This is a genomic window from Bathymodiolus thermophilus thioautotrophic gill symbiont (assembly GCF_003711265.1).
In the GTDB taxonomy this organism is placed as follows: domain Bacteria; phylum Pseudomonadota; class Gammaproteobacteria; order PS1; family Pseudothioglobaceae; genus Thiodubiliella.
In genome coordinates this window covers 2365829-2389949 of record NZ_CP024634.1, presented here as the reverse complement: position 1 = coordinate 2389949, position 24121 = coordinate 2365829, and the positions used below count along the sequence as shown (strand labels likewise).

Here is a 24121-nt window from a genome sequence, read left to right as displayed (position 1 = left end):
TGTTAAGTGCGTATAATCTATTTCCTCATTAATTTATTATCCAGTTATTATGAAAAAGACATTTAGTTTCGTACACCCTAAAAAGAAAAGACCCCGAGTGGTCGAAGCAATTAAATACGAACTTAAAAAATACATCAAACGCGAGCGCAATAAAAAGTTACCTGAAAAGGTAGATTTTTGGGATTTTGATTGCCGCTACGGTGCCAATGAAGCCTCCTCTGACACCATTCATATTTCCGAAATCAACAAAGTTATTTCAGAGGCCGATGTAGAAGGCTTAGACACCTTCTTTTTAGAAGTGCTAGCCAAGCCGGGTGTGAGAGTTATGCAGGCTAAAGAAGAAGTGGTTGAAGATTTTTTAGAGTAAATTTTTATGCATAGAAACCTTTGCATAAATATAAATAATCATCAAGAATCCACTTTTCACCCACTTGGTAATTTTTTAAACCCAGCCTTAGCCCTGCTAGGACAAGGTTTAATAAAATTACCAAATATATCTAAGACCAAGTGAGATAAATAAAATAGCAATTGTGGTAAATATTAACGGCTTAATTATTTTATCGCCACTTTTTAGAGTGAGGTGACTGCCGACATAATTACCGCCAATACTTGCTAAAACCATGGGTATGCCGATAATGAACGCCATTTTTCCGGCAATAAAAAAGGCGGTAAAGGCGCCTATATTTGAGGCTAAATTAAAAATTTTAGAGGTTGCTGAGGATTCAAGTAAAGGCATACGAATCAAAAAATGTAGTGCTAGGATTAAAATGCTGCCTGTACCGGGGCCAAAAAATCCATCGTAAAAACCGACTACAAGGCATACCAATGGCAGAATTATGAAAATGTCTGTTTGACTGGGTTGATAAACGCCATCGTTTTTACTGTGCTTTGGTATAAAAGAAAAAAGCAAGCCAATGGGGATTAAGAAAAAGATGATTTTTCCAACGATGGACTCGTCAATAGACAAAATAACTTGGCCACCAATATAAGCGCCTATTAGTGCTGTTGGTATGCCATATATCACGACTTTCCAAATAATTTTAGCACCTTTAAAATAGTTATAAATGGCTGAAAATGTGCCTAGTGTGCTAACAAGTTTTTCTTGCCCCAATGCTAATTGTGGCGGCATGCCAGTTAAAATAAATGCTGGTACTAAAATTAATCCTGCACCACCAGCCACTGCATCTAAAAATCCAGCAATAAAAGAGGCAAGCACCAAGACTAATATGCCTATGAGCAAATAATCTGCTAACAATGAGCCCTCAATGAACATACAAGACAATCCAAATGGCGATGAGTAGTAATGTACTGGAAAATAGATAATTCAGGATTTTTTCTGTCACTGGATTGCTCATCCATTGAGAAAGACTGTTGCCTATGAGTATCCAAGTAAAATGGGTGGAAATATTTAAAATAGCCAGCATAAATATCAAATAAAATATTTGTTCTATTTGCTTGAAACTGCCATCAAGTAACACTGAAAACATTAGCAGTTGCATTGAAAATCCTTTGGGATTAAGCGCTTGCAGAATAACCCCATTCCAAAAAGTATAGGTGTTTTTAACGCTTGTTTGTCGTTGGCGTGGTTTAATAAATTTATAAGCCAAATAAACCAAATATAGGGCACCCACTATTTTCAAAATAGTCATTAATTCAGGATAATGTTTTAAAACCTCACCTAAGCCAAAGCCAATGAGTAGCGAATACAGGATAGAGACCAGATTAACCCCTATTATGAGCGGGATAGATTTTTTAACGCCTTGTTTAATGCCTGCCATGGTAAAAACTATATTGGCAGGACCGGGGCTAAAAACCAAGGGGAACATTAAGCCAAAAAATAATAAAAAGTATTGAAAATTCATTGATTGCATTTAGGGCACCTCCAAAAACCCCAATACAATTTATGAAAAGTATAAAACAGCACCTTTTTCATCCAAAAACTCATTAAATAGCAGGGGCTAAGGCTGGATTTAAAAAATTACCAAGTGGGTAAAAAGTGGATTCTTGATGATTATTCATAGTTTATATACAAAGGCCTCAAATAGCAAGAGTTATCACAATATCACCCCTAAAAACATCCAAAATTGGAAGACATTTTTATCAAACGCAGACTTACCATGGAGCCTGCAAAGGCTACTAAAGAATATAAGGATGAAATCACTGTGTTAAAAACACAAAAGATTTGATTAGAAAATTTATATTTACCAAAGGTTTTAATAATACCATTACAGATATCTGTACAAACCAGTATTTTAAACTCAGAAGAAAAAAGAATTAAATGTGCAATGCCATCAGCAATTAAAAAAGATACTAGAAAGATATATCAACTAATGGGGGTTAAGATTAAGACAACACCTTATATTTTGGAGAAGTATTGATGTAGTGCCCTATTTTTTTAAGGAATGGCTTTGTGGTGGGGTTTTTGAAAAAAAAGTGCGGAAGTCGGGAGTGGTAGCGACTTATTTTTCATTCACATAAGTATATCTTATGATAAGCATAAGATTTTATCGTTTGTAAAAATAAATTTCGATTTTATAATGCTGTTTTTAATAGAATAAAAGGTAAAGATATGCCATTTAGAGATTTATCGCTTGGGGTTTTGGTTGCGGCCATTTGGGGTGTTAATTTTTCCATTATTAAATTAGGATTATTAACAATTGATCCTTTTATACTGGCAGGATTAAGATTTTCTTTAGTGGCGATACCATTAGTTTTTTTTATAAAAAGACCGAACATACCATTGTATGTGTTAGCAATATACGGATTATTGTTTGGTTTCGGTCTTTGGGGGGTGGTTAATTTATCAATTTATGTTGGAATGTCTGCGGGTTTAGCATCATTATTACTTCAATTCACAGCATTTATTACGGTTGTATTTGGACGCATTTATTTCAAAGAATCTTTATCTAAAAATCAATATTTAGGTATGTTGGTGTCAATTTTAGGCTTACTTTACATAGTTTCATCAAGTGACGGCAACACGCCCTTATTATCTATAGTATTGATTTTTAGTGCTGCCTTTGCTTGGGCTTTTAGCAATGTGATAATTAAGAAATACAAGCCAGCAAATATGTTTAGTTTTGTTGTTTGGGCTTGTTTATTCTCTCCAATACCATTATTTATAATGACTTTTATTTTAAAAGGCGCCGATCCTTTTGTAACTGCACTTAATACAAATTATGTGGGTGTATTTTCCATTCTATTTCAATCTTATATAACAACTTTATTTGGATATTACATATGGAACTCATTGTTGGTAAAACACCCTGTTTCTTTAGTTGCACCATTATCATTGCTAGTCCCAATATTTGGCTTACTTGGATCATATTTAATATTTGAAGAAGTTGTAAATATAGAAAAAATTATTGCTTTTCTTGTAGTAATGTTTGGGTTGGTTATATTTATGTTTAAAAAGGTAAAAAGGGGTGAATAATGGAAGTACTTGAATTGTCATACAATAGTACCACTACACTTATAAATAAATTGGCAAAAATTAAATCTGAAAAAGACATGGAAAACACAAATATCATAAAACAGTGTGCTTCTTTGGTTCAAAGAGAGTTAGGGGGGGGTGGAGAAAATAAAGCGTGGCTTATATGCAGATAACCCTATCGTACTGATAAGAGGATGCCCTACACCATATATTAAAAAACCTACACCAACTAGTGGATATATTGATGAGTGTGAAATAAGTGAAAGTGTATCCTTTTTTGTTGGTTTGTATGAATTATTAAATTTAAAACCTTTTTCTGTCAAAGGAGAGAATGGTGATAGAATTATTAGGCATGTTGTTCCATCTGAAAGTATCAAGGGTCAAATTGGCTCTCAAGGCTATAAATATGCATTTGGCACGCATGTGGACAATCCTCATTTGCTTCTAATGAGTGAAAATTGTGATGAAAATAGTAAAATTGAAAGAGCGCCAGAAATATTAGGACTTTTGTCACAAAGAGCACAATATGATGTCTCTACAAACATAATTATGTTAAAAGATATTGTTAATATTTTGCCCAAAGAAGTGACAACAGAACTACTAAAAAACAATTTTTTAGTCAATTCACCAGAGTCATTTTCAAATCAATCAAATAGAATTGTCCCTTTACTTGTAAAGTATAAAAACACCTATATTTCAAGATTTGATATGCATAACGTTAAACCCATGACAACTTTGGCAAAAGATGCTTTTTCTTACTTAAAAAAAACAATTGATGAATTTCCAAAGTCTAGAATAGTGTTGACAGAAGGAGATATGTTGTTATTTAACAATCAGCTTACAATACATTCTAGAGATTCTTTTAAAACATGTTTTAATGGGAACGAAAGATGGCTTATAAGAATATATGGAAATAATAAAAACAAGGATGGTAATTATGAATGAAAAAAGTCTTAGAAAATATGACCAAGAAATATACAAATGCATTCAGTCAGAAGAGAGGCGACAAGAAGAGCATTTAGAACTGATTGCATCGGAAAATTTTGTATCAAAAAATATATTAGAAGCACAAGGCTCAGTTTTAACAAATAAATATGCAGAGGGCTATCCTGGCAAAAGGTATTATGGTGGCTGTGAATACGTAGATATTGCTGAAAATTTAGCCATCAACAGGGCAAAAGAACTTTTTAATGCGGATTATGTTAATGTACAGCCACATAGTGGATCTTCTGCGAATCTTATAGCATTTGCAGCGTTACTAAATATAGGTGATACCATATTAGGAATGAGTCTTAATGAGGGAGGTCATTTAACCCATGGGGCAAGTGTTAATTTTAGTGGAAAGTTTTATAATGCTGTTCAATATGGTGTGGATTCTCAAGGTTTTATTGATTACAATGAAGTTGAAGAATTGGCAATTAAACATAAGCCTAAGCTTATTATTGCAGGGTTTTCTGCATATTCGCAAATTATTGATTGGAGTATTTTCAGAGATATAGCGGATAAAGTAGGCGCATATTTATTGGTAGATATGTCCCATATTGCAGGTTTGGTAGCAACTGAACTATATCCATCTCCTGTTAATATTGCGGATGTAACAACAACGACAACACACAAAACCTTAAGAGGTCCAAGGGGCGGTTTGATATTGGCAAAATCTAATATTGAAATTGAAAAGAAAATAAATTCTTTGACTTTTCCTGGTTTACAAGGAGGTCCATTGATGCATGTTATTGCAGCAAAAGCAATTGCTTTTAAAGAGGCAATGGAACCAGGTTTTAGAGTGTATCAAGAGCAAGTGTTAAAAAACACAAAAGCAATGGCTGGTGTATTAGTTGATAGAGGTTATGACATAGTAAGCAAAGATAGTAAAAATCATTTAATTTTAATAAATTTATCAAATAAAAAAATCAGTGGCAAGAAGGCAGAACTGTTGTTATCTAAAGTCAATATTACAACAAATAAAAATTCTGTACCAAATGATAAAGAAAGTCCTTTTGTAACAAGCGGGCTAAGAATTGGCAGCCCTGCCATGACTACAAGAGGGTTAAAAGAAGCTGATTTTATGGAGATTGCAAATATAATTGCAGATACATTAGAAAAAAAATATGATACACTTGAAGTTAAAAATAAAGTGTTGCAATTATGTGCAAAATATCCGTTATCTGATATTTAACAAATTATGTGCAAAATAATTAGGGTTAATAAGCCCCAATCTAAATATAGAAATTAAAAAAATACAGAAAGCCCAGTTGGTATAATAGTTTCAACCAAAAAACCACTTCACCCAACGGGTGAATACAAAGATAACCATATCCTTTTTATACAACCAAACCTTATTGCATTTATGAACATTTTAAACGACAAACTTGATACCACCAATGAACTTTTAACTTCTCGTATTGGACTGCTTGCCACTGCCCATACAATCAATGCACTGGACTTGTCCGACACTATCGACTAACACTTTCCAGGCCTTGGCAGTAATCACGCATTCAAAGCCTCGGTCTTTATTAACACCCTAATATTAAGCCAACATGAAGGTGGACAGTGTTTAGATGATGTTGCCCATATTGCTAAAGATAAACCATTGCGTCTTGTCATTAATCAACAAATGCCAACACCACAAAGTATCGGTATTTGGCTTAAGCGTTTGGGTAAAGACAATCGAGGTATTAAAGCCTTGTCTGAAGTCAACAAAACTGTACTTAAGTCAGCCTTGTGCCATTGTAAAAATATTACCCTTGATATTGATGCCTCTGAGGTAATTGCCAATAAAGCGGATGCCCAGTGGACTTATAACAAAAACAAAGGATATGTGCCAATGGTAGGACACATTGCACAAACAGGGCAAATTGTTGCCACGGACTTCAGGGCAGGCAATGTTTCCCCAAATACGGACAACCTTGGTTTTATCAAACATTGTCAATCCTCCTTGCCTAGCAGTGTTAAAGTTAACAAACTTAGAATAGATGCTGCAGGTTATCAAGCCAAAATTATTGACTATTGTGTCGGTCAAAATATTGGCTTTGCCATTCGTGCAAAGATGTGTCAATCCTTCAAAGACATTATTATTGATAAAGACAACCAGTGGCAGGCTTTGTCTGACAAACAAGGCAAAGTCATTCAAGGACAAGAGACCTTCAGAATGCAACATTATATCGGTAAGAAGGGTGAGATTTTTAACTTGATTGTACAAAGAAAAATGTGTAAAGGGCAGATGGAGTTAGAGTTAGACACTGATACCGCCCAAGATCTGAATCAAATTACCAATGGGCAATACACTTATCGAGCCATTGCTACCAATCTTGATGGCTTGAGTGAGAGTGAAATTGTCTATTTTTACAATCAACGGGGCGAAAGTAGTGAAAACCGTATCAAAGAATTAAAAAATGACTTTGGTGCAAAACAAATGCCTTGTGGGGATTTTAATGCCAATGCCTTGTATTTTGATATTTGTAGTTTGTCTTATAATTTGTTTGCTTTAATGCGCCAACTGCTTCCCCTTGAATTTGTCAACAAAAGAGCAAAGTACGTGCGTCATCGTCTCTACAGTATTGCTACTAAAGTTGTTTTGCATGGCAGGCAAGTTATTATTAAATGTCAATCACAATATTACGACTTACTTAATCAAGTACTGAGTAGTATCAAGACATTTAAGTCGTTGTTGATTTAAATAACTTCTCTTTATAATTGCAAGTCCTCTTTTTATTAAGAATAGCACTCGTCTAAAAATCAGAAAACCGATGAAAAAAATGTTTAAACAGGTGTATGGGGTGTTGATTGGGGTGTTGTTGGTAGAATTTATGGGGTGTTGGTTGGAAAATGGTTTTTTTTAGGTTGGGAATTTTTTTTTGGTATTGGTAGTTCTATTTTTGGATTTGGGATAAGTGATTAAATCACTCACTCCAGTCAAAAAACTGAACGCTAAATTATAACAATTTAGTATCCAGTTTTTTGGAAAACTTCACAAACATTAATTATTTCTACGATAACTAATCGCCTCAGTGAGATGTTGGGTATTGACACTGTTCTCATTGTCTAAATCTGCAATGGTTCTGGCGACTTTGAGGATGCGGTGGTAGGCGCTCTGGCAGATAGGTGGAATTTATCAATTGCCAGCTCTAATAATTGTTTGTTGGCTTTATCTAGCTTAATGAGTTTATCGATTTCATCGGGGGCGAGCTTGTCATTGGTTTTACCTTGTCTTTGGATTTGTTTTTCATAGGCTTTGAGTGCACGCTTACGTATTATTTTGCTTGATTCAGCACTTGTATCTGTTTGGCCAAATAGCGCTTCTTTTGGTAGCGGTGGTACGGTAAGCACCATGTCAATTCTATCTAAGAGTGGGCCTGATATTTTATTCTTGTACTTGGTGATTTGGTCTTCGGTGCAGTGGCATTTTGCGGTGCCGTTACATTACCCCAAAAACCCTGACAACTTTTTAAAATTTCTTATATAGCCCAACTTAAGAAGCCTTCGCTTTTTCTTGATTTAATTTTACACTCTCCCGATACACATCCATTGGTTTTCTGCACCCCAATGTTTCATGAAATCTTTGATGATTGTAAAACTCAATATAATCATCTACATCAACGATCAACTCACGAATAGATTGATACTCGTTCAGATAAAACCTTTCGCATTTTGCACTTCGCCAAAAGCGCTCAATGCAAATATTATCTGTGGCTCTGCCTTTGCCATCCATAGATATTTGAATACCTAAATCTTTTAGCCGTTTAATGTGTATCTCGCTGGTGTATTGGCTATCTTGGTCGGTATTAAATATCTCTGGATGTGGATGCTTTTCTAAAGCATCATTGAGTATACTCATCACTAACTACGAATCCATAGTATTGAATATCTTGTGTGATAGCACCGCTTTAGAATACCAATCAATAATGGCTGCCATATGCACCATACCGCCTGCAATCTTGATATAAGTAATGTCTGTAGACCAAACTTGATTGGCATGATTGATACCAAGGTCTAGAAGCTTGTAACTGTACTTCTTATGCGTTTTGATTGATATGGTTGTATTAACTTGTTTGACTGCTAATACTGCTTTTAAGCCCAGTTCTTGACGATAGCGTGCAACCGTGTTTAGACTTACTTTGTAGCCGTCTTCAAGTAATTGTTGGTGTACTTTTTTCTCGCCGTAAATAGGTATGCGTTCAAATACTTTGATAATGTGGTTTTTGATGGTTTGCTTAGTATCGTTTGTTTTTGGTTTGTAATATAAGCCACTTCTGTTAATGCTCAATAATTGACATTGATAATTAACGGATAAAGAAGATGAAGATGGCTTGAAATCAACTAACTGCTTGAGATTAGATGAGTCCAAGCTTTTTAGCTTTTTTGCCAACCACTTCTCTACAGTTACTTTGCCTACTAGGGTAGTTAGACGCTCATTCTGTTGCTGTGCTTTGACAAGTTCTTCTTTGTATTCTTTAACAGCTTTAGAGGGCTCCATGGCAATTTCTGCGTTAGCAAGAAAGGTTTTCTTTTAATTTTGTAGGTTCCGAGGAAGGATGTTATGCTTGCTAGCAATCTGCACTAAGGTTTGTTCGTTTTGCAATAATTCAAGCACGAGTTTGGTCCTGAATGCAGAGGTGTATTTAGTTCGTTTTTTACTCATTTTTTTACTCCGATTTTTTTGTTTAGTTTAACGGGTTTGGAATAAGGAAAATTAAATTGTTGTCTGAAATTGTTGGGGTTTTATAAAAACGACCATTATAAGCCCAAAGTTATTTTGACAAATGATAAAAACTTATGTTTAGCATAAGATATACTTATGCAAATGAATAAAAAACTACCCCCACTTAATAATTTAAACACCTTTGGCGTTGCTGCTAAACACCTGAGTTTTTCTAAAGCAGCAGAGGAACTTTCCATTACCCAAGCAGCGGTAAGCCAGCAGATTAGACTGTTAGAGCAGCGTCTTGGGTTTGATCTGTTTCATAGATTACATAGGCAACTAAAATTAACAGAACAAGGTATTGCCTTGCAAAATCCTGTTAATATTGCCTTGAACGGGATAAGTAATGCTTTAGAAAAACTGAATAAAAATTCAAAGAAAAGTATTTTAACCATCAGTATTTTGCCATCGCTTGCCATTAAATGGCTTATCCCTCGTTTGAACGATTTTAACCAAAAACACCCTGATATTGACATCCACATTAATGCACATTTGGGGCTAAGTAATTTTAAACATGACGATTTAAGCATCAGTTTTGGGTATCAGCATCATGCAAATTTGACGGCAAAATTTTTGATGGATGAAGATATGTTTTTGGTCGCCAGCCCTAAATTACTCACGGGAAAATACAATTTTAACAAGCCTAATGACCTACAGCACCACACCTTAATTCATGATTCCGTTGATTGTGTATTTGAGGCATACGGTATCTTTATTGAACCCAGTTGGGATGATTTTTCCAAATTACTCAAAGTTGATATTAAAAACAATAAATCACTCACACTCAGCCAGTCACATTTAGTATTACAAGCTGCCATTGCTGGACAAGGGGTGGCAATTGCCCGAAGTATGTTAGTGTCCGATGATTTGGAGGCGGGTCAATTGGTTAAAATCTACAAAAACAAGGCTCTTAAATCCCCCGGATACCATTTGGTTTACCCAAAATCATATGGTAGCAATAAAAATATCCAAAAATTTGAACAATGGATTTTATCCGCTTGCCATTGATTTTTTTTGGTTAAGCAGTTGCCCAAAAAACCAAATGATATTATTGCGCTCGAAGTTGTTTACTGGCAAGAATCATATTGGTTAGTGCCGGTTGAACTTCATTCCAATGCCTGGTTTTTAAGCCACAATCAGGATTGACCCACAGCCTTTTGGCAGGGATGCGTTGGGCGGCTTTTTGCATGAGTTCAACCATGGCATCAACCGTAGGAATATTAGGGGAGTGAATGTCATAAACACCAGGACCGATTTCATTAGGGTAATCAAATTCATCAAACACATCTAGTAATTCCATATCCGAGCGAGAGGTTTCAATGGTAATTACATCTGCATCCATTTGTGCGATTGCAGCAATAATATCGTTAAATTCTGAATAACACATGTGGGTGTGGATTTGGGTTTCGTCGTTAACACCATTGGCACTAATTCGATAGCATTCAATTGCCCAATCAAGATAGGCTTGCCATTGAGATTTGCGTAATGGTAAACCTTCTCGGAGTGCGGCTTCGTCAATTTGAATGATATTGATATTGGCTTTTTCAAGGTCTAATACTTCATCTCGAATGGCAAAAGACAACTGCAAACAAGTGGCTGAACGAGGCTGGTCGTCACGCACAAATGACCAATTGAGCATTGTTACCGGGCCAGTTAGCATGCCTTTCATGGGTTTGTCAGTGAGTGATTGGGCGTAGGTTGCCCAGTTTACTGTCATTGGATTTGACCTAGAAACATCGCCAAAAATAATCGGCGGTTTGACGCAACGAGAACCATACGATTGCACCCAGCCGAATTGGCTGAAGGTGTAGCCATTGAGTTGTTGTCCAAAATATTCCACCATGTCGTTGCGTTCAGGTTCGCCATGCACCAAGACATCTAAGTCTAATTCTTCTTGCACTTGTACGCAGTGTCGGATTTCTGCTTGCATTGCTTGGGTGTATTTTTCTTCTGATAATTTGCCTGATTTATAATCGCGTCTGGCTTGTCTAATTTCTAGCGTTTGTGGAAAAGAGCCGATGGTTGTGGTTGGGTACAGAGGTAAATTAAATTTCTTACTTTGTATTTTTGCCCTGCTTTCATAATCGGTATTACGGTTGCCAAGTGTGTCGTGGACTTGAGTAACACGCGCTTTGACTTCGGCATTATGCACAAGGGGGGAGTGTTTTCTGGCGTTAATGGCATCAATATTTTTGGCTATTTCCTTAGTCACACTGGCTTGCCCTTGATTTAATGCTTGTGCCAATATATTGAGTTCTGCTAACTTCTGCACAGCAAAGGCAAGCCATGATTTGATGTCTGTATCCAGCGCTTGCTCGCTGTTTAAATCAACAGGCACATGTAGCAATGAACAAGAAGGTGCTAGCCACAATCTGTCTTCTAATTGCTGGAAAATAGGCGTCAACCACAACAATGTGGCGCTCAAATCTGTTTTCCAGATATTGCGACCATTGATGATGCCCAAAGACAGAATTTTATCCTTAGGCAGTGTGTCAATCACCGTCTGTACTTCCTCTTTGGCGTTAATTGCATCAATATGTAATCCGTCCACTGGCAAATTGCAAGCAAGGCTTAAATTGTCTTGCAAAGTGCCAAAATAACTTGCCAGCAGTAATTTAACTGGGCTGTGTGCTAAAGTGGCATAAGTTTGCTTAAATGCTGCTTGCCAATCTGGTGTTAATTCCGTGACTAAAATCGGTTCATCAATTTGCACCCATTCCACACCTAGGTTTGCCAATTCATCAAACAATTGCACATACACTTTGACCAGTGATTCCAATAAATCCAGTTTGCTGGTGTCGTCTTTAGACTTACCGAGCCACAAATAAGTGACTGGACCAATAACGACAGGCTTGGTTTTTACCCCTTGCGTTTGCGCCTCGGTAATTTGCGCAAGTAAGTGTTGTGCTTGGAGTGCAAAATGAGTGTCATGACTAAATTCAGGCACAATATAATGATAATTGGTGTCAAACCATTTGGTCATTTCACCCGCTTGAATACAAGTGCAATCAGATTCATTGGCAGCAGCCCGTCCGCGTGCTACTCGAAAATAATTATCCAATGTATTGTCTGATAAATTCTCAGCGCGTTTTGGCACATTGCCTAATAAAAAACTCATGTCCAAAACTTGATCATAAAAAGAAAAATCTCCCACAGGTGCTAAATCAAGTTGACTTTGATTGTCCCAGTGTTGTTGGCGTAAGGTAGCAGCAGTGTGTAATAATTCCTCTTGAGAAATGGCATTTGACCAATATTTTTCTAAAGCAAATTTTAATTCCCGTTGCTTGCCGATGCGTGGAAAACCGAGATTGTGTGTTGTAACCATGAGCGTGCCTTAATGTTTATAAAGTGGGTTATTTTATAAGGGCTTTAATATGAAGTAAAATGATTGTTTTTAACTTATCTATGAGAAAAACTCATCAATTACAATGATAACACTCAAACATCTAAAAATCATCCAAACCTTATATGAAAGTGGCTCGTTAACGAATGCTGCCAATGTATTGTGTTTAAGCCAATCCGCCTTGTCCCACCAAATTCGTTATTTGGAGGAAAAACTCGGCATTGCACTTTGGGAACGAGAGGGAAGGGGGCTGCGTTTAACCAAAGCAGGTGAATTGTTATTGCAAACAGCACAACAACTCTTACCCATTTTGTCGCAAACTGAAAAAACCTTAACCGCTTATGCCCAAGGTCGCCAAGGTGTTTTGCGCATCGGTGTTGAATGTTATCCTTGTTATAAATGGCTCACCAAGGTCATTGGTGTTTTTCTACAAAAAATGCCCAATGTAGAAGTAGAAATTATCAACAAATTCCAATTTTCCGGACACGAAGGGCTGCTCAATCACCACATCGACATCCTCATTACACCCGATATAGAAAAGCAAGCAGACATCCACACCGAAACACTTGCACAATACAATCTAGTGCTTCTAGTCGCCAACCAGCACCCGTTAGCACCCAAAACCACAATCACGCCAAAAGACCTCATTAACGAAACCTTGTTAACCTTCCCCGTCCCCCTAGAACGACTTGATATTTTGACACAATTCCTAAACCCAGCACACATCAAACCCAAGCACATTAAAAAAATTGAATCTATTGAATTGATGCTACAAATGACCGCCCTTGAGCGAGGCGTGTGTGTCTTGCCAGAATGGCTAGCAGATGAATTTATTGAAACAATGTCCTTGCAAAAAATCTATATAAAGCATGGGCTTGAGCAAAAATTATTTGCAATTTTGAGGCAGCAAGATAGGGATATTTCTTATATGCAACATTTTATTGGTATTGGCAAGAAAATAGCCAGTGTTACTCAAACATCAGTTATACCATTTGTAGAAACATAATCTTTGGCTTTGCATTAGTCAAGATTGAATTTATCGGTAAAGGCTATTTGTTTTATTGCGGTTTTTATAATTTGATTGCTTGCAGGATTCCTAAATCTTTTAGACATAGAATATATGTTAATAAACAACTCTTCTAATGCCCCATAAAAGAAAATAGAATTATAATTATCTTCTATTGAAGGCGGTTCAAGCTGTGTTTTTATAAATTTATACAAGGAAGTGTCGTCAAGTTTCATAGAGCCAATAATTATGATAATTAAAATTTTAAAATACTTTAAGTCATCGTTATTTATAGCCTCTATCAACTCTTTAATTTTATTTTCAGCCTCTTCTTTTCCATTTATTAAACCAAAGTACAAATCATTGTCATAAGTTTTGAAGGTTTCAAATAAAGCCAATACCAAAAAGTGCCCATAAGGCACTCCGTATTTGGTAGTTTTAAAAACAATTTGTAATTTGGTAAAAATTTGCTCTACTTGCCTTAATGACAAGTTAAGCTCTATAACAAGTGTTTTTATTGTAGGTAAATAATAATATTTTGCACCCCCAGTATTAGATATTTTCTCTTCAATGATGTTATTCAACTGAAATTTTCTCTCTAAAACATCACAAAATTCATCAACACTAGGGTTTTTTAAATCAAATTCAAGGTCTATAAATCGCCTTAGATAGTTATCAGTATCTATATTGCCATATTGAGACTTGATAGACTCTGCTAAATTTTTTTTATCAATTGACAGCACAAAAACCAAATGTTTAATGCCAAATATATGTTTAATTCTTTCTAAGCATTCTATGGCATAAAGCGGTCTGCATCGGTCTAATTCGTCAATGAAAATAACAAAAGGACTACCTTTGTTTATTTTTTGCAATATCTCGGTAATGGATCTTTTAAATTCTTCTAAGGCTGTTTTTTCTGTTTGATAGTTATCAATAAGCACAGTAGCAGAACTTTCTATAAAATCAGTCACAATTTGATCTACGGCATCGTTACCAATCACTTTTTTTGCCACTCCTTTGAATATTGCTGGCATAGTATTGCCAAGAATTTTACCGACTGTTTTTTTAACATTTTTTAACTCGCCCTCTAAGTCACCATTGTTTTTTTTAATATAAGCGTCCAATTCCCCCAATATTGCAATTAATGGGTCGCTGGTAAAATCATCTTCCCACGCACTAAAGTAAACACTTTTGACTCCATGCTCTTTTTCCAAATGGGTTTTCCATAATTTTACAAAAGTAGTTTTCCCTGAGCCCCAATCAGCATTAACGCTAAAGACAAAAGGTTGGGTGCTAGAGCTGATTAAGCAAGATAAATCCTCTACGACCTCTTTTCTATCTAAGCAATCATTTACAAATATATCATCCTCTGAAATTTCTATCGGCTTATTGGTGGTTATCATCTTTTTAATGAGCCTTTGCGTTTTATCTTAAATTTATGCTTGAGCGCTTGGATTTTTTCTTTGTTTTCTTGTGAGCCCGTCAAATCAAAAGTGAAAACCGCCAAATTTTCTACAGGCACCGAATAAGTAAGCATTTTGACATTGCCAGCCCCCGTGTCTATGTACACATCACTCCATCCAGGTTGTGAAGTTTTTGCGGGTTTGGCGTACCATTGTTTGGTGGTGTAATCGTAACCTTGATTGGGGCGAATGTGTCCAATGTTGATGAACGATAAAGAGGAGGGGGTTTTGCGATACATGTAAGGGCTGTATAAAAGATGACCATTGTGTTTTTCGGCACTTAGTCTAGGGTATTTTGACAAAACATCAGGATTAAATGCTAATGCTGAGCCGTAAATTTTTTCATCAAAGAGGACGAATCTGTAGACAAGACTTTTTATATCAGTATCAGAAACCTCCGGATTTTCTAGTATGGCTTGTGCTACTTTTGCCATTTTGTCTGTTTGTGCGAGGATTTCGGGTATTGTGTGATTGATAGTGGCATAGGCAGGAGAAATCAATACAAGTGTTAAGAGTAATTTCTTTATTGTGTTTTTCATTTTATAAGTTCCGTGTTAGATTTTTTTTAATAATTGTTCACCCTGACAAAATGTTGATGTAAATGCCTTAAATTAAATTTTCCATTGGCGATGAAGCGGAAGCGTAGGCTTTTTTCATCATTCTACCTGCAAGAAAAGATTCTCGACCAGCAATAACAGCGTGTTTCATGGCGCTTGCCATTAAAATTGGGTGGGTGGCGTTGGCAATGGCTGAGTTCATCAATACGCCATCGCAGCCGAGTTCCATGGCTTTGGCGGCATCGCTTGCACAGCCGATACCTGCATCTACTAAAACAGGGACATTGGCGTGTTGTTTAATGAGTTTGATGTTGGCGGGATTGGCAATGCCTTGACCTGAGCCGATGAGTGAGGCGAGCGGCATAATGGCACAACAGCCGATGTTTTCTAATTCTTTGGCGACAATGGGGTCGTCGCTGGTGTAAACCATGACATCAAAACCGTCATTGACCAGTGTTTGTGCAGCAGATAGGGTTTCAACAATATTGGGGTAAAGGGTTTTTTCATCTCCCAAAACTTCAAGTTTAACCAAATTATGACCACCCAAAAGTTCACGAGCCAATTGGCAAGTGCGCACGGCATCTTTGGCGTTGTAACAGCCTGCTGTGTTGGGCAAAATGGTGTATTTTTCTGGCGAGATAACTGCCAATAAATTGGGTTCATTTTTATCTTGCCCAATGTTGGTGCGGCGAATAGCAACGGTGATAATGTTGGCTTCTGCTGCCTCGGTTGCCAATTTGGTTTCGTTAAGGTCTTGGTACTTACCTGAGCCAACCAGGAGGCGAGATTGGTAAGTTTTTCCAGCGATTATTAAAGGGGTATCGGTCATAGTAAAATAATTTAATATATAAATAAAGCAAGTTGAAAATTTTACCCGATTTTCGTTAATATCATTTTTACATTAGACATTAATATTAACTAAAGGCCAACTTTCGCTCATTTGTAATCTTTTATAAAGCCAATTTTAGTTCTACTAGGATAGGTTTTATAGAAATTACAACTCTTAGAGGCCTTTGCATAAATATGAATAATCATCAAGAGTCCACTTTTCACCCACTTGGTAATTTTTTAAACCCAGTCTTAGCCCTGTTAGGACAAGGTTTAAGAAAATCACCAAGTGGGCAAAAATTGAATTTTGCTAATCACCCATATTTATGCAAAGGTCTCACAGGGTTATTCTGACTTTTTCAAAGTGCTATATGCCACATTGATGATGTGTTAATTATCGCTATTATTGAAAAAAAAGGGAGTAGCCTATCAAGTGTTCAGGCACTTGATGAAAAACTCTGATTTTTTGAATATTTGGTAAGATGTAAGGGTTTTAAGTGGTGTATTTTTTTTTAAAAACTAGAAACAAAAATGCCTTTAAATGTTGATTTAAAGGCATTTTTTGCAATAATATGGTGGAGAGTGAGGGATTCGAACCCTCGATAGGGGATAAACCCTATACACCCTTAGCAGGGGCGCGCCTTCAGCCAACTCGGCCAACTCTCCATAGAAGGACAACATTATACGCTAAGAAATAACAATTTGCGACAGTTTAAAAGCCATATTGATATTTGAGTTTTACTCTACCGGGGTCTTTGCTTTTTAAGCCTTGTACTCTAAGTTTTATTTGCCCCCAATTGCCTTGAACGCTCATTTTGTTTTCTATGGTTTGTAATTTCATTTTTGCTTCAAGAATCATTGCTTCAGATTCGCCCCATTGGTTATTTTCATGAGATTTAGGTGTACCTAAATGGCGCTCATAGTGAAGTAATTTTTTGTTGTTTGTTTGCGTTGAGATTTTAGCGGTGTTAACACCTGTTTTTAATTTAATTTTAAATGTGGATAAATGATGGTGTGATTTTTCAATTTTTTTAGTCAAAGCATCGTTATTTTTGTCGTGTGCTATGACACTTGATGACAATAGGCAAAGGCACAAAATGTGGAAAAATACTTTTAAGAAAACCAATGGTAAATCCCCACTGTATTGACACAAACAAAGACGGCATTGAGCAGTATTAGAGATTTGTCATTATTTTTAGTACCTTGGATAATCCAACTGATGGCTGATGCCATAAAAAAAAGATAACCAAATTTAGACCATTCAAAGTTAAGTGCCACCAGCAAACCACCTGTAATGCCGGTTATTGTGCCGAACCAACCCCAAGCGTTATTCATGGACTTTAAAATCGTGTGTTACTTTGGCAGTTTTGCCAAGCATAATGGAGGCAGAGCAATATTTTTCAGCTGACAGGCTAACGGCTTTGGCTACTTTTTTCTCGTTGAGATTTTCACCTGCTACAATAAAGTGAATGTGGATTTTGGTAAAAACTTTTGGGTGTTCGTCTGCACGCTCGGCAGTAATTTCAGCATGGCAATCGTGTATATTTTCACGCATTTTTTTGAGTGTGGATACCACATCAATGGTTGTGCATCCACCCATGCCTAGCAATAACATTTCCATGGGGCGAATGCCTAAATTTTTACCCCCCAATGCTTCAGGGCCGTCCATCACCACAGCATGACCACTGGCAGATTCGCCAACCATCATCATATTATCAATCCATTTAACGGTTGTTTTCATATAAAAATCTCCTGTAAAGCCTTGCCGGGGTTGTCATGACGCATAAACGCCTCACCCACTAAGAAACTATAGATATCATGTTTGTGCATAAACGCCACATCCTCTGCGCTTAAAATGCCGCTTTCGGTTATGATCAAAGTATCACTTTCAATTTCCCTTAGCAATTCAACTGTTGTTTGTAGGGAGACGCTAAATGTGCGTAAATTTCGGTTGTTAATGCCAATCATAGGTAGGCGTAATTTAGAGGTGCGTTGCAATTCTTCTAGGTTGTGCACTTCAACCAAAACATCCATGTTAATAGCAATGGCACGCATTGCCAAATCTTCCATTTGTTCGTCACTTAAACAGGCGGCAATGAGTAAGATGCAATCAGCACCTAACACTCTGGACTCATAAACTTGATAAGGGTCAATAATGAATTCTTTGCGTAAAACAGGGAGGGAAACTGCAGCACGCACATCGGTCAAATATTGATCGTCTCCTTGGAAAAAATCTTTATCGGTTAAAACGGACAAACAAGATGCACCTGCTTGCTCGTAACTTTTGGCAATGTCAACAGGGTCAAAATTCTCTCGCATAACCCCTTTGGAAGGGGAGGCTTTTTTAATTTCTGCAATAATGGCATTTTGCTTAAGGTCTGCTTTGTTTTTTAAGGCTTGGTAAAAGTCCCGTGTGTCACGATTTTGATAAGCATCCTCAAGCATTTTCTTGACAGAAATGTTGTTTTTACACTCGGCAACCTCTTCTTCTTTGCGGGTAATAATTCTTTTTAAAATGTCAGGTGTGTTTGTCATGGCTATTTAATCAATTTATCTCTATTACCGTATTTTAAACGAATATAATTGTTGCTGAGTTTTTTGTATAGAATCCAAATTATGAAATTATTAGATTTTGAAGTAGGTATCGACCAGCCATTTTTCTTAATTGCAGGGCCTTGCGTCATTGAATCTGAGGCATTGGCCCTGGAAACAGCTGTTTATTTAAAGAAGATTACCGAGGATTTAGGCATTAATTTTATTTATAAATCCTCATACGATAAAGCCAATCGCACCAGCACCAGTAGTTTTAGAGGCTTAGGGGTTGAGGAAGGATTGCGTATTTTGCAAAAAGTGAAAGACGAGGTGGGCGTACCAGTGCTGACGGATGTGCATGAAGATACGCCACTTGATGAAGTTGCTTCGGTGGTGGATATGATGCAAACCCCTGCTTTTTTGGTGCGTCAAACCAATTTTATTCAAAATGTTTGCCGACAAGGATTGCCGGTTAATATCAAAAAGGGTCAATTCCAAGCGCCGTGGGATATGCAAAATGTTGTTGACAAGGCATTTGAAGTTGGCAATGAAAAAATTACCATTTGTGATCGTGGCACTTCATTCGGCTACAATACTTTGGTTTCCGATATGCGGGGTTTGGCGAGTATGCGTAGCACAAAATGCCCCGTGGTATTTGATGCCACACATTCTGTTCAACAACCCGGTGGACAAGGCACAACCTCAGGCGGGCAACGGGAAATGGTGCCAGTTTTGGCAAGAGCAGCCATTGCAGTTGGTATTAGCGGTATCTTTATGGAAACACACCCCGACCCTGAAAACGCCAAAAGTGATGGCCCCAATTCTCTGCCAATTGACAAAATAGGTGAGTTACTTAAAACCTTGCAAGAATTGGACAATATAACTAAGAAAAACGACTTTTTAGAAAACAAATTGAGACCTTTGCATAAATATGGATGATTAGCAAAATTCAATTTTTGCCCACTTGGTAATTTTCTTAAACCTTGTCCTAGCAGGGCTAAGGCTGGGTTTAAAAAATTACCAAGTGGGTGAACAAGTGGATTCTTGATGATTATTCATATTTATGCAAAAGTCTCAAATTACAGTAAAGTTATCAGATTCACAGCCCTTATTTTTCAAAAAAACGACAATAACTTTTAAATAAAGGCTCTTGTTTAATGCCTTTTTTGTAAGAATTAATACCTTTTGTAACGACATTTTTCCAAACTAGAATATGTTGGTGTTTATACAATGCACTGGTTATTGCATTTATTTGCACCAAAAATAAACGGTTTGCCTGCCCAGATAAAAACTCTGCAAGAAAGCCAATAGGGAGTAAAGCAACTATTTTAATAAGGCCAAGTTTTTTGAGTGTTGTAAAATTCATGGGGGCAAATTGACCGCTATTGTCAATTAAAAAAGGAGGTAATGGCTCAAAAAAATGACCAATCACGCGTAAAGCAGCACTTAACATTGTCCATAACATTAAATATTCTATATTGGCATCAAACAAGGAAAGTAAGGCTGCTAGTATTGTGAGTAATATCAAGTTCGCTAATATTGTAAATTTAAATTCTTTAATGAGGAGGGTTTGAACCATAAAAAGCAATACGGCTATAGGCAAAAAACCCTGCCAAAAACTATTCAGAATTAGCAACCATGCAAATGCATCTACAAAAATAGAATAGTGAATAATTCTATTGATAATATTTCGATGTAATGCTACATAAGCAACAGATTGAAAATCTAATTGGATATTTTTACTGGGCCAAAATGCAGTAAAAAATGGCAAAATTCTACCTATTTTTTGAGGAGGGATAATCAGGCAAAGGAGAAAAAGCAAACAGGTAAAAAGCAGACAGATCAGCCAAATATTGTATATATTTTCCATTAAGATTAATGTATAAAAAGTCCTGATTATACATTTTGATAGGCTTTTATTTAAGCAATTGTTATTTTCAATTTCGGTATACTATGATTCAGTTGGAGCGTGGTACAAAAAAAGACGATAATTAAATGAACTTTTGAATAGGCTATTAATCACAGCCCCTAATAACAATAAATTTTTCAATTGAATTTTAAAGGAATAAAAATATGATAAAAATAGCGGTAACGGGCGCCTCTGGACGGATGGGGCAAACCATTATTGAGGCAATCAATCAAACCCATGGGGTGGAATTGGGGGTTAAATTGGACAAGGGTGATGATGTAAATGCCGTGTTAAATCAATTTGATATATTGATTGACTTTACTCGCCCAGAAGCGACACTTGATTATCTTGCCATTTGTATGTCTGCCAATAAAGCAATTGTTATTGGCACAACAGGTTTTGACGATACTGGTTTGGCGGCTATCAATACTGCTGCTAAAAAAATTCCAGTGGTATTTGCTCCCAATATGAGTGTGGGTGTGAATTTGTCACTTAAATTATTAGATATGGCTGCTCGTGTGATTGGTCATGAAGCGGATATTGAAATTGTTGAAGCACACCATCGTTATAAAGTTGATGCACCTAGTGGCACAGCACTCAAAATGGGTGAAGTGGTAGCGAATGCTTTAGGCAGAGATTTGTCCAAATGTGCCGTTTATGGACGGCAAGGCATTGAAAAGCCACGAGATAAAGAAACGATTGGTTTCTCCACTATCCGTGGTGGCGATGTGGTTGGTGAGCATACGGTGAGTTTTTTTATGGACGGAGAACGGGTGGAAATCACCCACAAAGCGTCATCAAGAATGACTTTTGCCAACGGCTCAGTGCGTGCGGCAAATTGGTTAAAAGGTAAGCCAACAGGCTTATATTCTATGAAAGATGTATTGGAAATAAGATAGGAGCATTTTATGAATACGAAAACACAGTCACACAAAATACCGTTTATTTTATTGGCAATTTATACAATTTTATTTATTACATTGGCAATTGATCCTTATAGCAGGGCAGTTTGGTGGGCAGAAAGTATTCCCGTTTTAATTGTTGTTGGTATTTTGTTATTAACTTATTCCAATTTCAAATTTTCAAACCTTTCTTACTTTTTAATGGTTGTGTTTTTGTGCTATCACACCATTGGTGGATATTTTACTTTTGCCTTGGTGCCGTTTGATTGGGGTAATAATGCCTTGTCACAACTGGGGTTTGATTTTATTTTGCCTGAAGGGCGTAATAATTTTGACCGCTTGGGGCATTTTTTGGTCGGCGTTTTTGCTTATCCTGCGGTTGAAATAAGTTTACGCAAACAATGGGTAAGTAATGGTTTCATGGCATGGGTATTTGGTGTATTTGCCTTAGGGTTTTGGGCGGCAAGTTATGAAATTATTGAAATGGCTTATGCTGTTACTGAAGGTGGAGAGTCGGGTGTTGCTTTCTTAGGGTCACAAGGTGATATTTGGGATGCGCAAAAAGATATGTTGATGGATATATTGGGCAGTTGTGTCTTTGGATTATTAGCGTTATTTACGCAGCGTCATTGGAGGAATCAATAATGTTATATGCTATTATCTCACAAGATGTTGAGCATTCGCTAGAGCAAAGAATGTCGGTGCGTCCAGCGCATATTGAGCGCCTAAAGGCATTGAAAAATGAAGGGCGGTTAATTTTAGCGGGGCCTCATCCTGCGATTGACAACAATGAGCCGGGTGCGGCGGGTTTTACCGGTTCGTTAGTGGTGGCAGAGTTTGATTGTCTTGAGGCAGCCCAAACTTGGGCGGATGCAGATCCTTATTGGGTATCTGGTGCGTATGCAAATGTTGTGGTTAAGCCATTTAAAAAAGTATTGCCGTAATTAGAATTGCCAATTTGTAGCGCTTACATTGCAGGATAACAGGGCAGTAATCTTGGTATTTTCAAAAATAAACTAAAAACAAGGTCATTGGCTCTTATTCTAAGCATTTAGAGGTCTTTGCATTGGGCATAAATATTTACTAACACTCAATTCTCTCATTTTTAAATCTTGTCCTAGCAGGGCTAAGGCTGGGTTTAAAAAATTACCAAGTGGGTGAAACGAGGATTCTTGATGATTATTTATATTTATGCAAAGGTCTCTATTAAAGTTGTCGTGTCTTGTTCATAAGGATGGTGCCTGTTGTTTAAAAAGATAAAAATGCTTTGGTGGCAAGAAACAGATGTCTGATTTTTTTTGCGATGCTGAAATCCTTGCATTATTCGTTCGCAAGGGGAGTAATCTTTGTTTTTTTGCTGTAAGAATGTGCGCTGGTGGATTTGGCTTGGTTTTGTGGGCAGAGTGTTTCGTGTTAAAATTGGTTTTTTAAAGATTGGGTGATGGGCGAGTGGATGATATAAAGGTTTGTTTAATTTTAAAGAAAGGGGCGTTATGAGTCTGTTTTTTCGTCCTTTGTTTGAAAAAAAGAGTTCAACTTATACTTATTTATTGGCGGATTCAGAGACCAAAGAGGCGATTATTATCGATGCAGTGGATGAAACACAGCAACGAGATATTGGTTTGATTGAAGAATTGGGCTTGGATTTGAAATACATCATTGAAACCCATGTGCATGCTGATCATATTACCAGTTCATGCCCGTTGAAACAAAAGTTTAAAAACGCTAAAATTGTGCTGGGTGTGGCTAATGCGGTAGTTTGTGCGGATATTTTAATCAAAGAGGGCGACAGTTTGCAGTTTGGAGCGCACACGATAAGGGCGCTGGCAACACCGGGGCATACCAATGGCTGTATGTCGTTTGTGTGCGAGGATAAGGTGTTTACTGGGGATGCTTTGTTGATTAGAAGTTGTGGGCGATGCGATTTTCAAGGGGGGTCGGCGGAGAAATTGTTTGATTCTATTCATAAAATATTTATGCTAGGTGATGAGGTTTTGGTTTATCCAGCACATGATTATGGCGGTAGGACGGTTAGTTCAATTGGAGAGGAGAAGCAATTTAATGAAATGATTGGTGGTGGCGTTGGCAAGGATGAATTTGTTCGTCGTGTGAATGCCATGGTATTGTCATTGCCTAAGAAAATTCATGTTGCTGTGCCAGCAAATCAAGTTTGTGGCTCTAAGATTTTATCTGATGGTTAACGGTTATTCACTTGATCCACATCCTCGGGCAAATTTTGCCAAAGAGCAATTTGCTGTCGTGCGTATTCCGCGTATTAAACGCGACCGAGTGCCAGCGAGTAGTGTAGAAATTGTTAAAGATTTAGAAATGGCAATTGCACAATCTGACCCTGATAATAAATATTACGCCACCAAGGTAGCTGGTCCAGCACGCTCATCTGAGGGCACAATGTTGTATTATATTATTGAAATGTATAACGCCTAATGCAG

At 37.0% G+C, this 24121-nt stretch carries 29 protein-coding genes, 1 tRNA gene and 2 pseudogenes; 15 read left to right on the top strand and 17 right to left on the bottom strand.

Annotated features, from left to right (window positions below; genetic code table 11):
- Positions 1-49: 49 nt before the first annotated feature.
- Entirely contained in the window at positions 50-367 is a 318-nt protein-coding gene (locus MS2017_RS08500) for a DUF6172 family protein (RefSeq protein WP_122951922.1), read from the top strand.
- Positions 368-484: 117 nt separating this feature from the next.
- On the opposite strand, the gene MS2017_RS08495 is transcribed toward MS2017_RS08500, so the two are convergent.
- Positions 485-1273 (bottom strand): sulfite exporter TauE/SafE family protein, encoded by a 789-nt coding sequence (locus MS2017_RS08495; protein ID WP_180334666.1) that lies wholly within the window; start codon positions 1271-1273, stop codon positions 485-487.
- Positions 1263-1871 carry a LysE family translocator gene (locus MS2017_RS08490; protein WP_237731894.1) on the bottom strand — a complete coding sequence of 203 codons (609 nt, stop codon included), beginning with the start codon at positions 1869-1871 and terminating at the stop codon, positions 1263-1265. The genes MS2017_RS08495 and MS2017_RS08490 overlap by 11 nt, the downstream gene beginning before the upstream one ends.
- Before the next feature lie 698 nt (positions 1872-2569).
- On the opposite strand from MS2017_RS08490, the gene MS2017_RS08485 reads away from it, so the two are divergent.
- The 5 genes and pseudogenes from MS2017_RS08485 to MS2017_RS08470 form a co-directional block, all read left to right on the top strand.
- Positions 2570-3433, top strand: coding sequence for an EamA family transporter (locus tag MS2017_RS08485; protein WP_122951920.1), 864 nt, complete (start codon positions 2570-2572; stop codon positions 3431-3433).
- Complete coding sequence (locus MS2017_RS11490) at positions 3433-3606, top strand: hypothetical protein (protein WP_164707680.1); 174 nt, start codon at positions 3433-3435, stop codon at positions 3604-3606. Before MS2017_RS08485 ends, MS2017_RS11490 begins: the two co-directional genes overlap by 1 nt.
- Positions 3572-4378 carry a Fe(II)-2OG oxygenase family protein gene (locus tag MS2017_RS08480; RefSeq protein ID WP_122951919.1) on the top strand — a complete coding sequence of 269 codons (807 nt, stop codon included), beginning with the start codon at positions 3572-3574 and terminating at the stop codon, positions 4376-4378. The genes MS2017_RS11490 and MS2017_RS08480 overlap by 35 nt, the downstream gene beginning before the upstream one ends.
- Positions 4371-5609 carry a serine hydroxymethyltransferase gene (gene glyA, locus MS2017_RS08475; RefSeq protein ID WP_122951918.1) on the top strand — a complete coding sequence of 413 codons (1239 nt, stop codon included), beginning with the start codon at positions 4371-4373 and terminating at the stop codon, positions 5607-5609. The genes MS2017_RS08480 and glyA overlap by 8 nt, the downstream gene beginning before the upstream one ends.
- A 324-nt stretch (positions 5610-5933) precedes the next feature.
- A pseudogene (locus tag MS2017_RS08470) lies at positions 5934-7109 on the top strand (IS1380 family transposase); the annotation flags it as partial.
- 300 nt (positions 7110-7409) lie between these two features.
- Here the strand turns inward: MS2017_RS08470 and MS2017_RS11940 are convergent.
- The 5 genes and pseudogenes from MS2017_RS11940 to MS2017_RS08450 form a co-directional block, all read right to left on the bottom strand.
- Positions 7410-7487: a hypothetical protein gene (locus MS2017_RS11940; protein ID WP_420886048.1), complete on the bottom strand. Its 78-nt coding sequence runs from the start codon at positions 7485-7487 to the stop codon at positions 7410-7412.
- On the bottom strand, positions 7475-7762 hold the full coding sequence (locus tag MS2017_RS11735; protein WP_122952245.1) for a magnesium chelatase subunit ChlI family protein: 288 nt from the start codon (positions 7760-7762) through the stop codon (positions 7475-7477). The genes MS2017_RS11940 and MS2017_RS11735 overlap by 13 nt, the downstream gene beginning before the upstream one ends.
- Positions 7742-7831: pseudogene (locus tag MS2017_RS11830) on the bottom strand (ATP-binding protein); the annotation flags it as partial. The pseudogene MS2017_RS11830 and the gene MS2017_RS11735, both read right to left, overlap by 21 nt.
- A 70-nt stretch (positions 7832-7901) precedes the next feature.
- Positions 7902-8267 carry an integrase core domain-containing protein gene (locus MS2017_RS08455; RefSeq protein ID WP_122951916.1) on the bottom strand — a complete coding sequence of 122 codons (366 nt, stop codon included), beginning with the start codon at positions 8265-8267 and terminating at the stop codon, positions 7902-7904.
- Positions 8268-8273: 6 nt separating this feature from the next.
- The gene (locus tag MS2017_RS08450; RefSeq protein ID WP_122951915.1) at positions 8274-8906 is read right to left on the bottom strand and encodes a DDE-type integrase/transposase/recombinase; all 633 of its coding nucleotides are present in this window, start codon (positions 8904-8906) and stop codon (positions 8274-8276) included.
- Positions 8907-9233: 327 nt separating this feature from the next.
- Between MS2017_RS08450 and gcvA the strand changes: the two genes are divergently transcribed.
- Positions 9234-10139 (top strand): transcriptional regulator GcvA, encoded by a 906-nt coding sequence (gcvA, locus tag MS2017_RS08445; protein ID WP_164707679.1) that lies wholly within the window; start codon positions 9234-9236, stop codon positions 10137-10139.
- Positions 10140-10179: 40 nt separating this feature from the next.
- Here gcvA and metE read toward each other — a convergent pair whose 3' ends face one another.
- On the bottom strand, positions 10180-12456 hold the full coding sequence (metE, locus tag MS2017_RS08440; RefSeq protein ID WP_122951913.1) for a 5-methyltetrahydropteroyltriglutamate--homocysteine S-methyltransferase: 2277 nt from the start codon (positions 12454-12456) through the stop codon (positions 10180-10182).
- Between the two features lie 103 nt (positions 12457-12559).
- Between metE and MS2017_RS08435 the strand changes: the two genes are divergently transcribed.
- The gene (locus MS2017_RS08435) at positions 12560-13480 is read left to right on the top strand and encodes a LysR family transcriptional regulator (RefSeq protein ID WP_122951912.1); all 921 of its coding nucleotides are present in this window, start codon (positions 12560-12562) and stop codon (positions 13478-13480) included.
- A 14-nt stretch (positions 13481-13494) separates the two neighbouring features.
- Here the strand turns inward: MS2017_RS08435 and MS2017_RS08430 are convergent, their stop codons facing one another.
- From MS2017_RS08430 to MS2017_RS08420, 3 genes are all read right to left on the bottom strand, one after another.
- Positions 13495-14883: a KAP family P-loop NTPase fold protein gene (locus MS2017_RS08430; protein ID WP_122951911.1), complete on the bottom strand. Its 1389-nt coding sequence runs from the start codon at positions 14881-14883 to the stop codon at positions 13495-13497.
- Positions 14880-15482 (bottom strand): cache domain-containing protein, encoded by a 603-nt coding sequence (locus MS2017_RS08425; RefSeq protein WP_122951910.1) that lies wholly within the window; start codon positions 15480-15482, stop codon positions 14880-14882. The genes MS2017_RS08430 and MS2017_RS08425 overlap by 4 nt, the downstream gene beginning before the upstream one ends.
- 67 nt (positions 15483-15549) lie before the next feature.
- A complete protein-coding gene (locus tag MS2017_RS08420; protein WP_071563839.1) occupies positions 15550-16329 on the bottom strand; it encodes a thiazole synthase in 780 nt (259 codons plus the stop codon).
- Positions 16330-16523: 194 nt separating this feature from the next.
- On the opposite strand from MS2017_RS08420, the gene MS2017_RS11485 reads away from it, so the two are divergent.
- On the top strand, positions 16524-16682 hold the full coding sequence (locus MS2017_RS11485; RefSeq protein ID WP_164707678.1) for a hypothetical protein: 159 nt from the start codon (positions 16524-16526) through the stop codon (positions 16680-16682).
- A 219-nt stretch (positions 16683-16901) separates the two neighbouring features.
- Here the strand turns inward: MS2017_RS11485 and MS2017_RS08415 are convergent.
- From MS2017_RS08415 to trpC, 5 genes are all read right to left on the bottom strand, one after another.
- Positions 16902-16994: transfer RNA gene (locus MS2017_RS08415), tRNA-Ser, on the bottom strand.
- A 46-nt stretch (positions 16995-17040) separates the two neighbouring features.
- Positions 17041-17409, bottom strand: coding sequence for a hypothetical protein (locus MS2017_RS08410; protein ID WP_164707677.1), 369 nt, complete (start codon positions 17407-17409; stop codon positions 17041-17043).
- A gap of 32 nt (positions 17410-17441) precedes the next feature.
- Positions 17442-17663: a hypothetical protein gene (locus MS2017_RS08405; protein ID WP_071563441.1), complete on the bottom strand. Its 222-nt coding sequence runs from the start codon at positions 17661-17663 to the stop codon at positions 17442-17444.
- Positions 17656-18069: an OsmC family protein gene (locus tag MS2017_RS08400; RefSeq protein WP_071563442.1), complete on the bottom strand. Its 414-nt coding sequence runs from the start codon at positions 18067-18069 to the stop codon at positions 17656-17658. Before MS2017_RS08400 ends, MS2017_RS08405 begins: the two co-directional genes overlap by 8 nt.
- Positions 18066-18863: an indole-3-glycerol phosphate synthase TrpC gene (gene trpC / locus MS2017_RS08395; RefSeq protein ID WP_122951908.1), complete on the bottom strand. Its 798-nt coding sequence runs from the start codon at positions 18861-18863 to the stop codon at positions 18066-18068. The genes MS2017_RS08400 and trpC overlap by 4 nt, the downstream gene beginning before the upstream one ends.
- An 81-nt stretch (positions 18864-18944) precedes the next feature.
- Between trpC and kdsA the strand changes: the two genes are divergently transcribed.
- Entirely contained in the window at positions 18945-19799 is an 855-nt protein-coding gene (gene kdsA, locus MS2017_RS08390) for a 3-deoxy-8-phosphooctulonate synthase (protein ID WP_071563444.1), read from the top strand.
- Positions 19800-19968: 169 nt separating this feature from the next.
- On the opposite strand, the gene MS2017_RS08385 is transcribed toward kdsA, so the two are convergent.
- Complete coding sequence (locus MS2017_RS08385) at positions 19969-20730, bottom strand: hypothetical protein (protein WP_164707676.1); 762 nt, start codon at positions 20728-20730, stop codon at positions 19969-19971.
- 203 nt (positions 20731-20933) lie between these two features.
- On the opposite strand from MS2017_RS08385, the gene dapB reads away from it, so the two are divergent.
- The 5 genes from dapB (at position 20934) to MS2017_RS08360 (ending at position 24116) form a co-directional block, all read left to right on the top strand.
- Positions 20934-21668 (top strand): 4-hydroxy-tetrahydrodipicolinate reductase, encoded by a 735-nt coding sequence (gene dapB, locus MS2017_RS08380; protein WP_071563446.1) that lies wholly within the window; start codon positions 20934-20936, stop codon positions 21666-21668.
- Between the two features lie 9 nt (positions 21669-21677).
- Entirely contained in the window at positions 21678-22316 is a 639-nt protein-coding gene (locus tag MS2017_RS08375) for a DUF2238 domain-containing protein (RefSeq protein WP_122951906.1), read from the top strand.
- Positions 22316-22615: a YciI family protein gene (locus MS2017_RS08370; RefSeq protein WP_071563448.1), complete on the top strand. Its 300-nt coding sequence runs from the start codon at positions 22316-22318 to the stop codon at positions 22613-22615. The genes MS2017_RS08375 and MS2017_RS08370 overlap by 1 nt, the downstream gene beginning before the upstream one ends.
- A 549-nt stretch (positions 22616-23164) precedes the next feature.
- Positions 23165-23872, top strand: a complete 708-nt coding sequence (locus MS2017_RS08365) for an MBL fold metallo-hydrolase (protein WP_122951905.1) — start codon at positions 23165-23167, stop codon at positions 23870-23872.
- Positions 23865-24116, top strand: a complete 252-nt coding sequence (locus tag MS2017_RS08360; protein ID WP_071563618.1) for a hypothetical protein — start codon at positions 23865-23867, stop codon at positions 24114-24116. Before MS2017_RS08365 ends, MS2017_RS08360 begins: the two co-directional genes overlap by 8 nt.
- Positions 24117-24121: the final 5 nt, after the last annotated feature.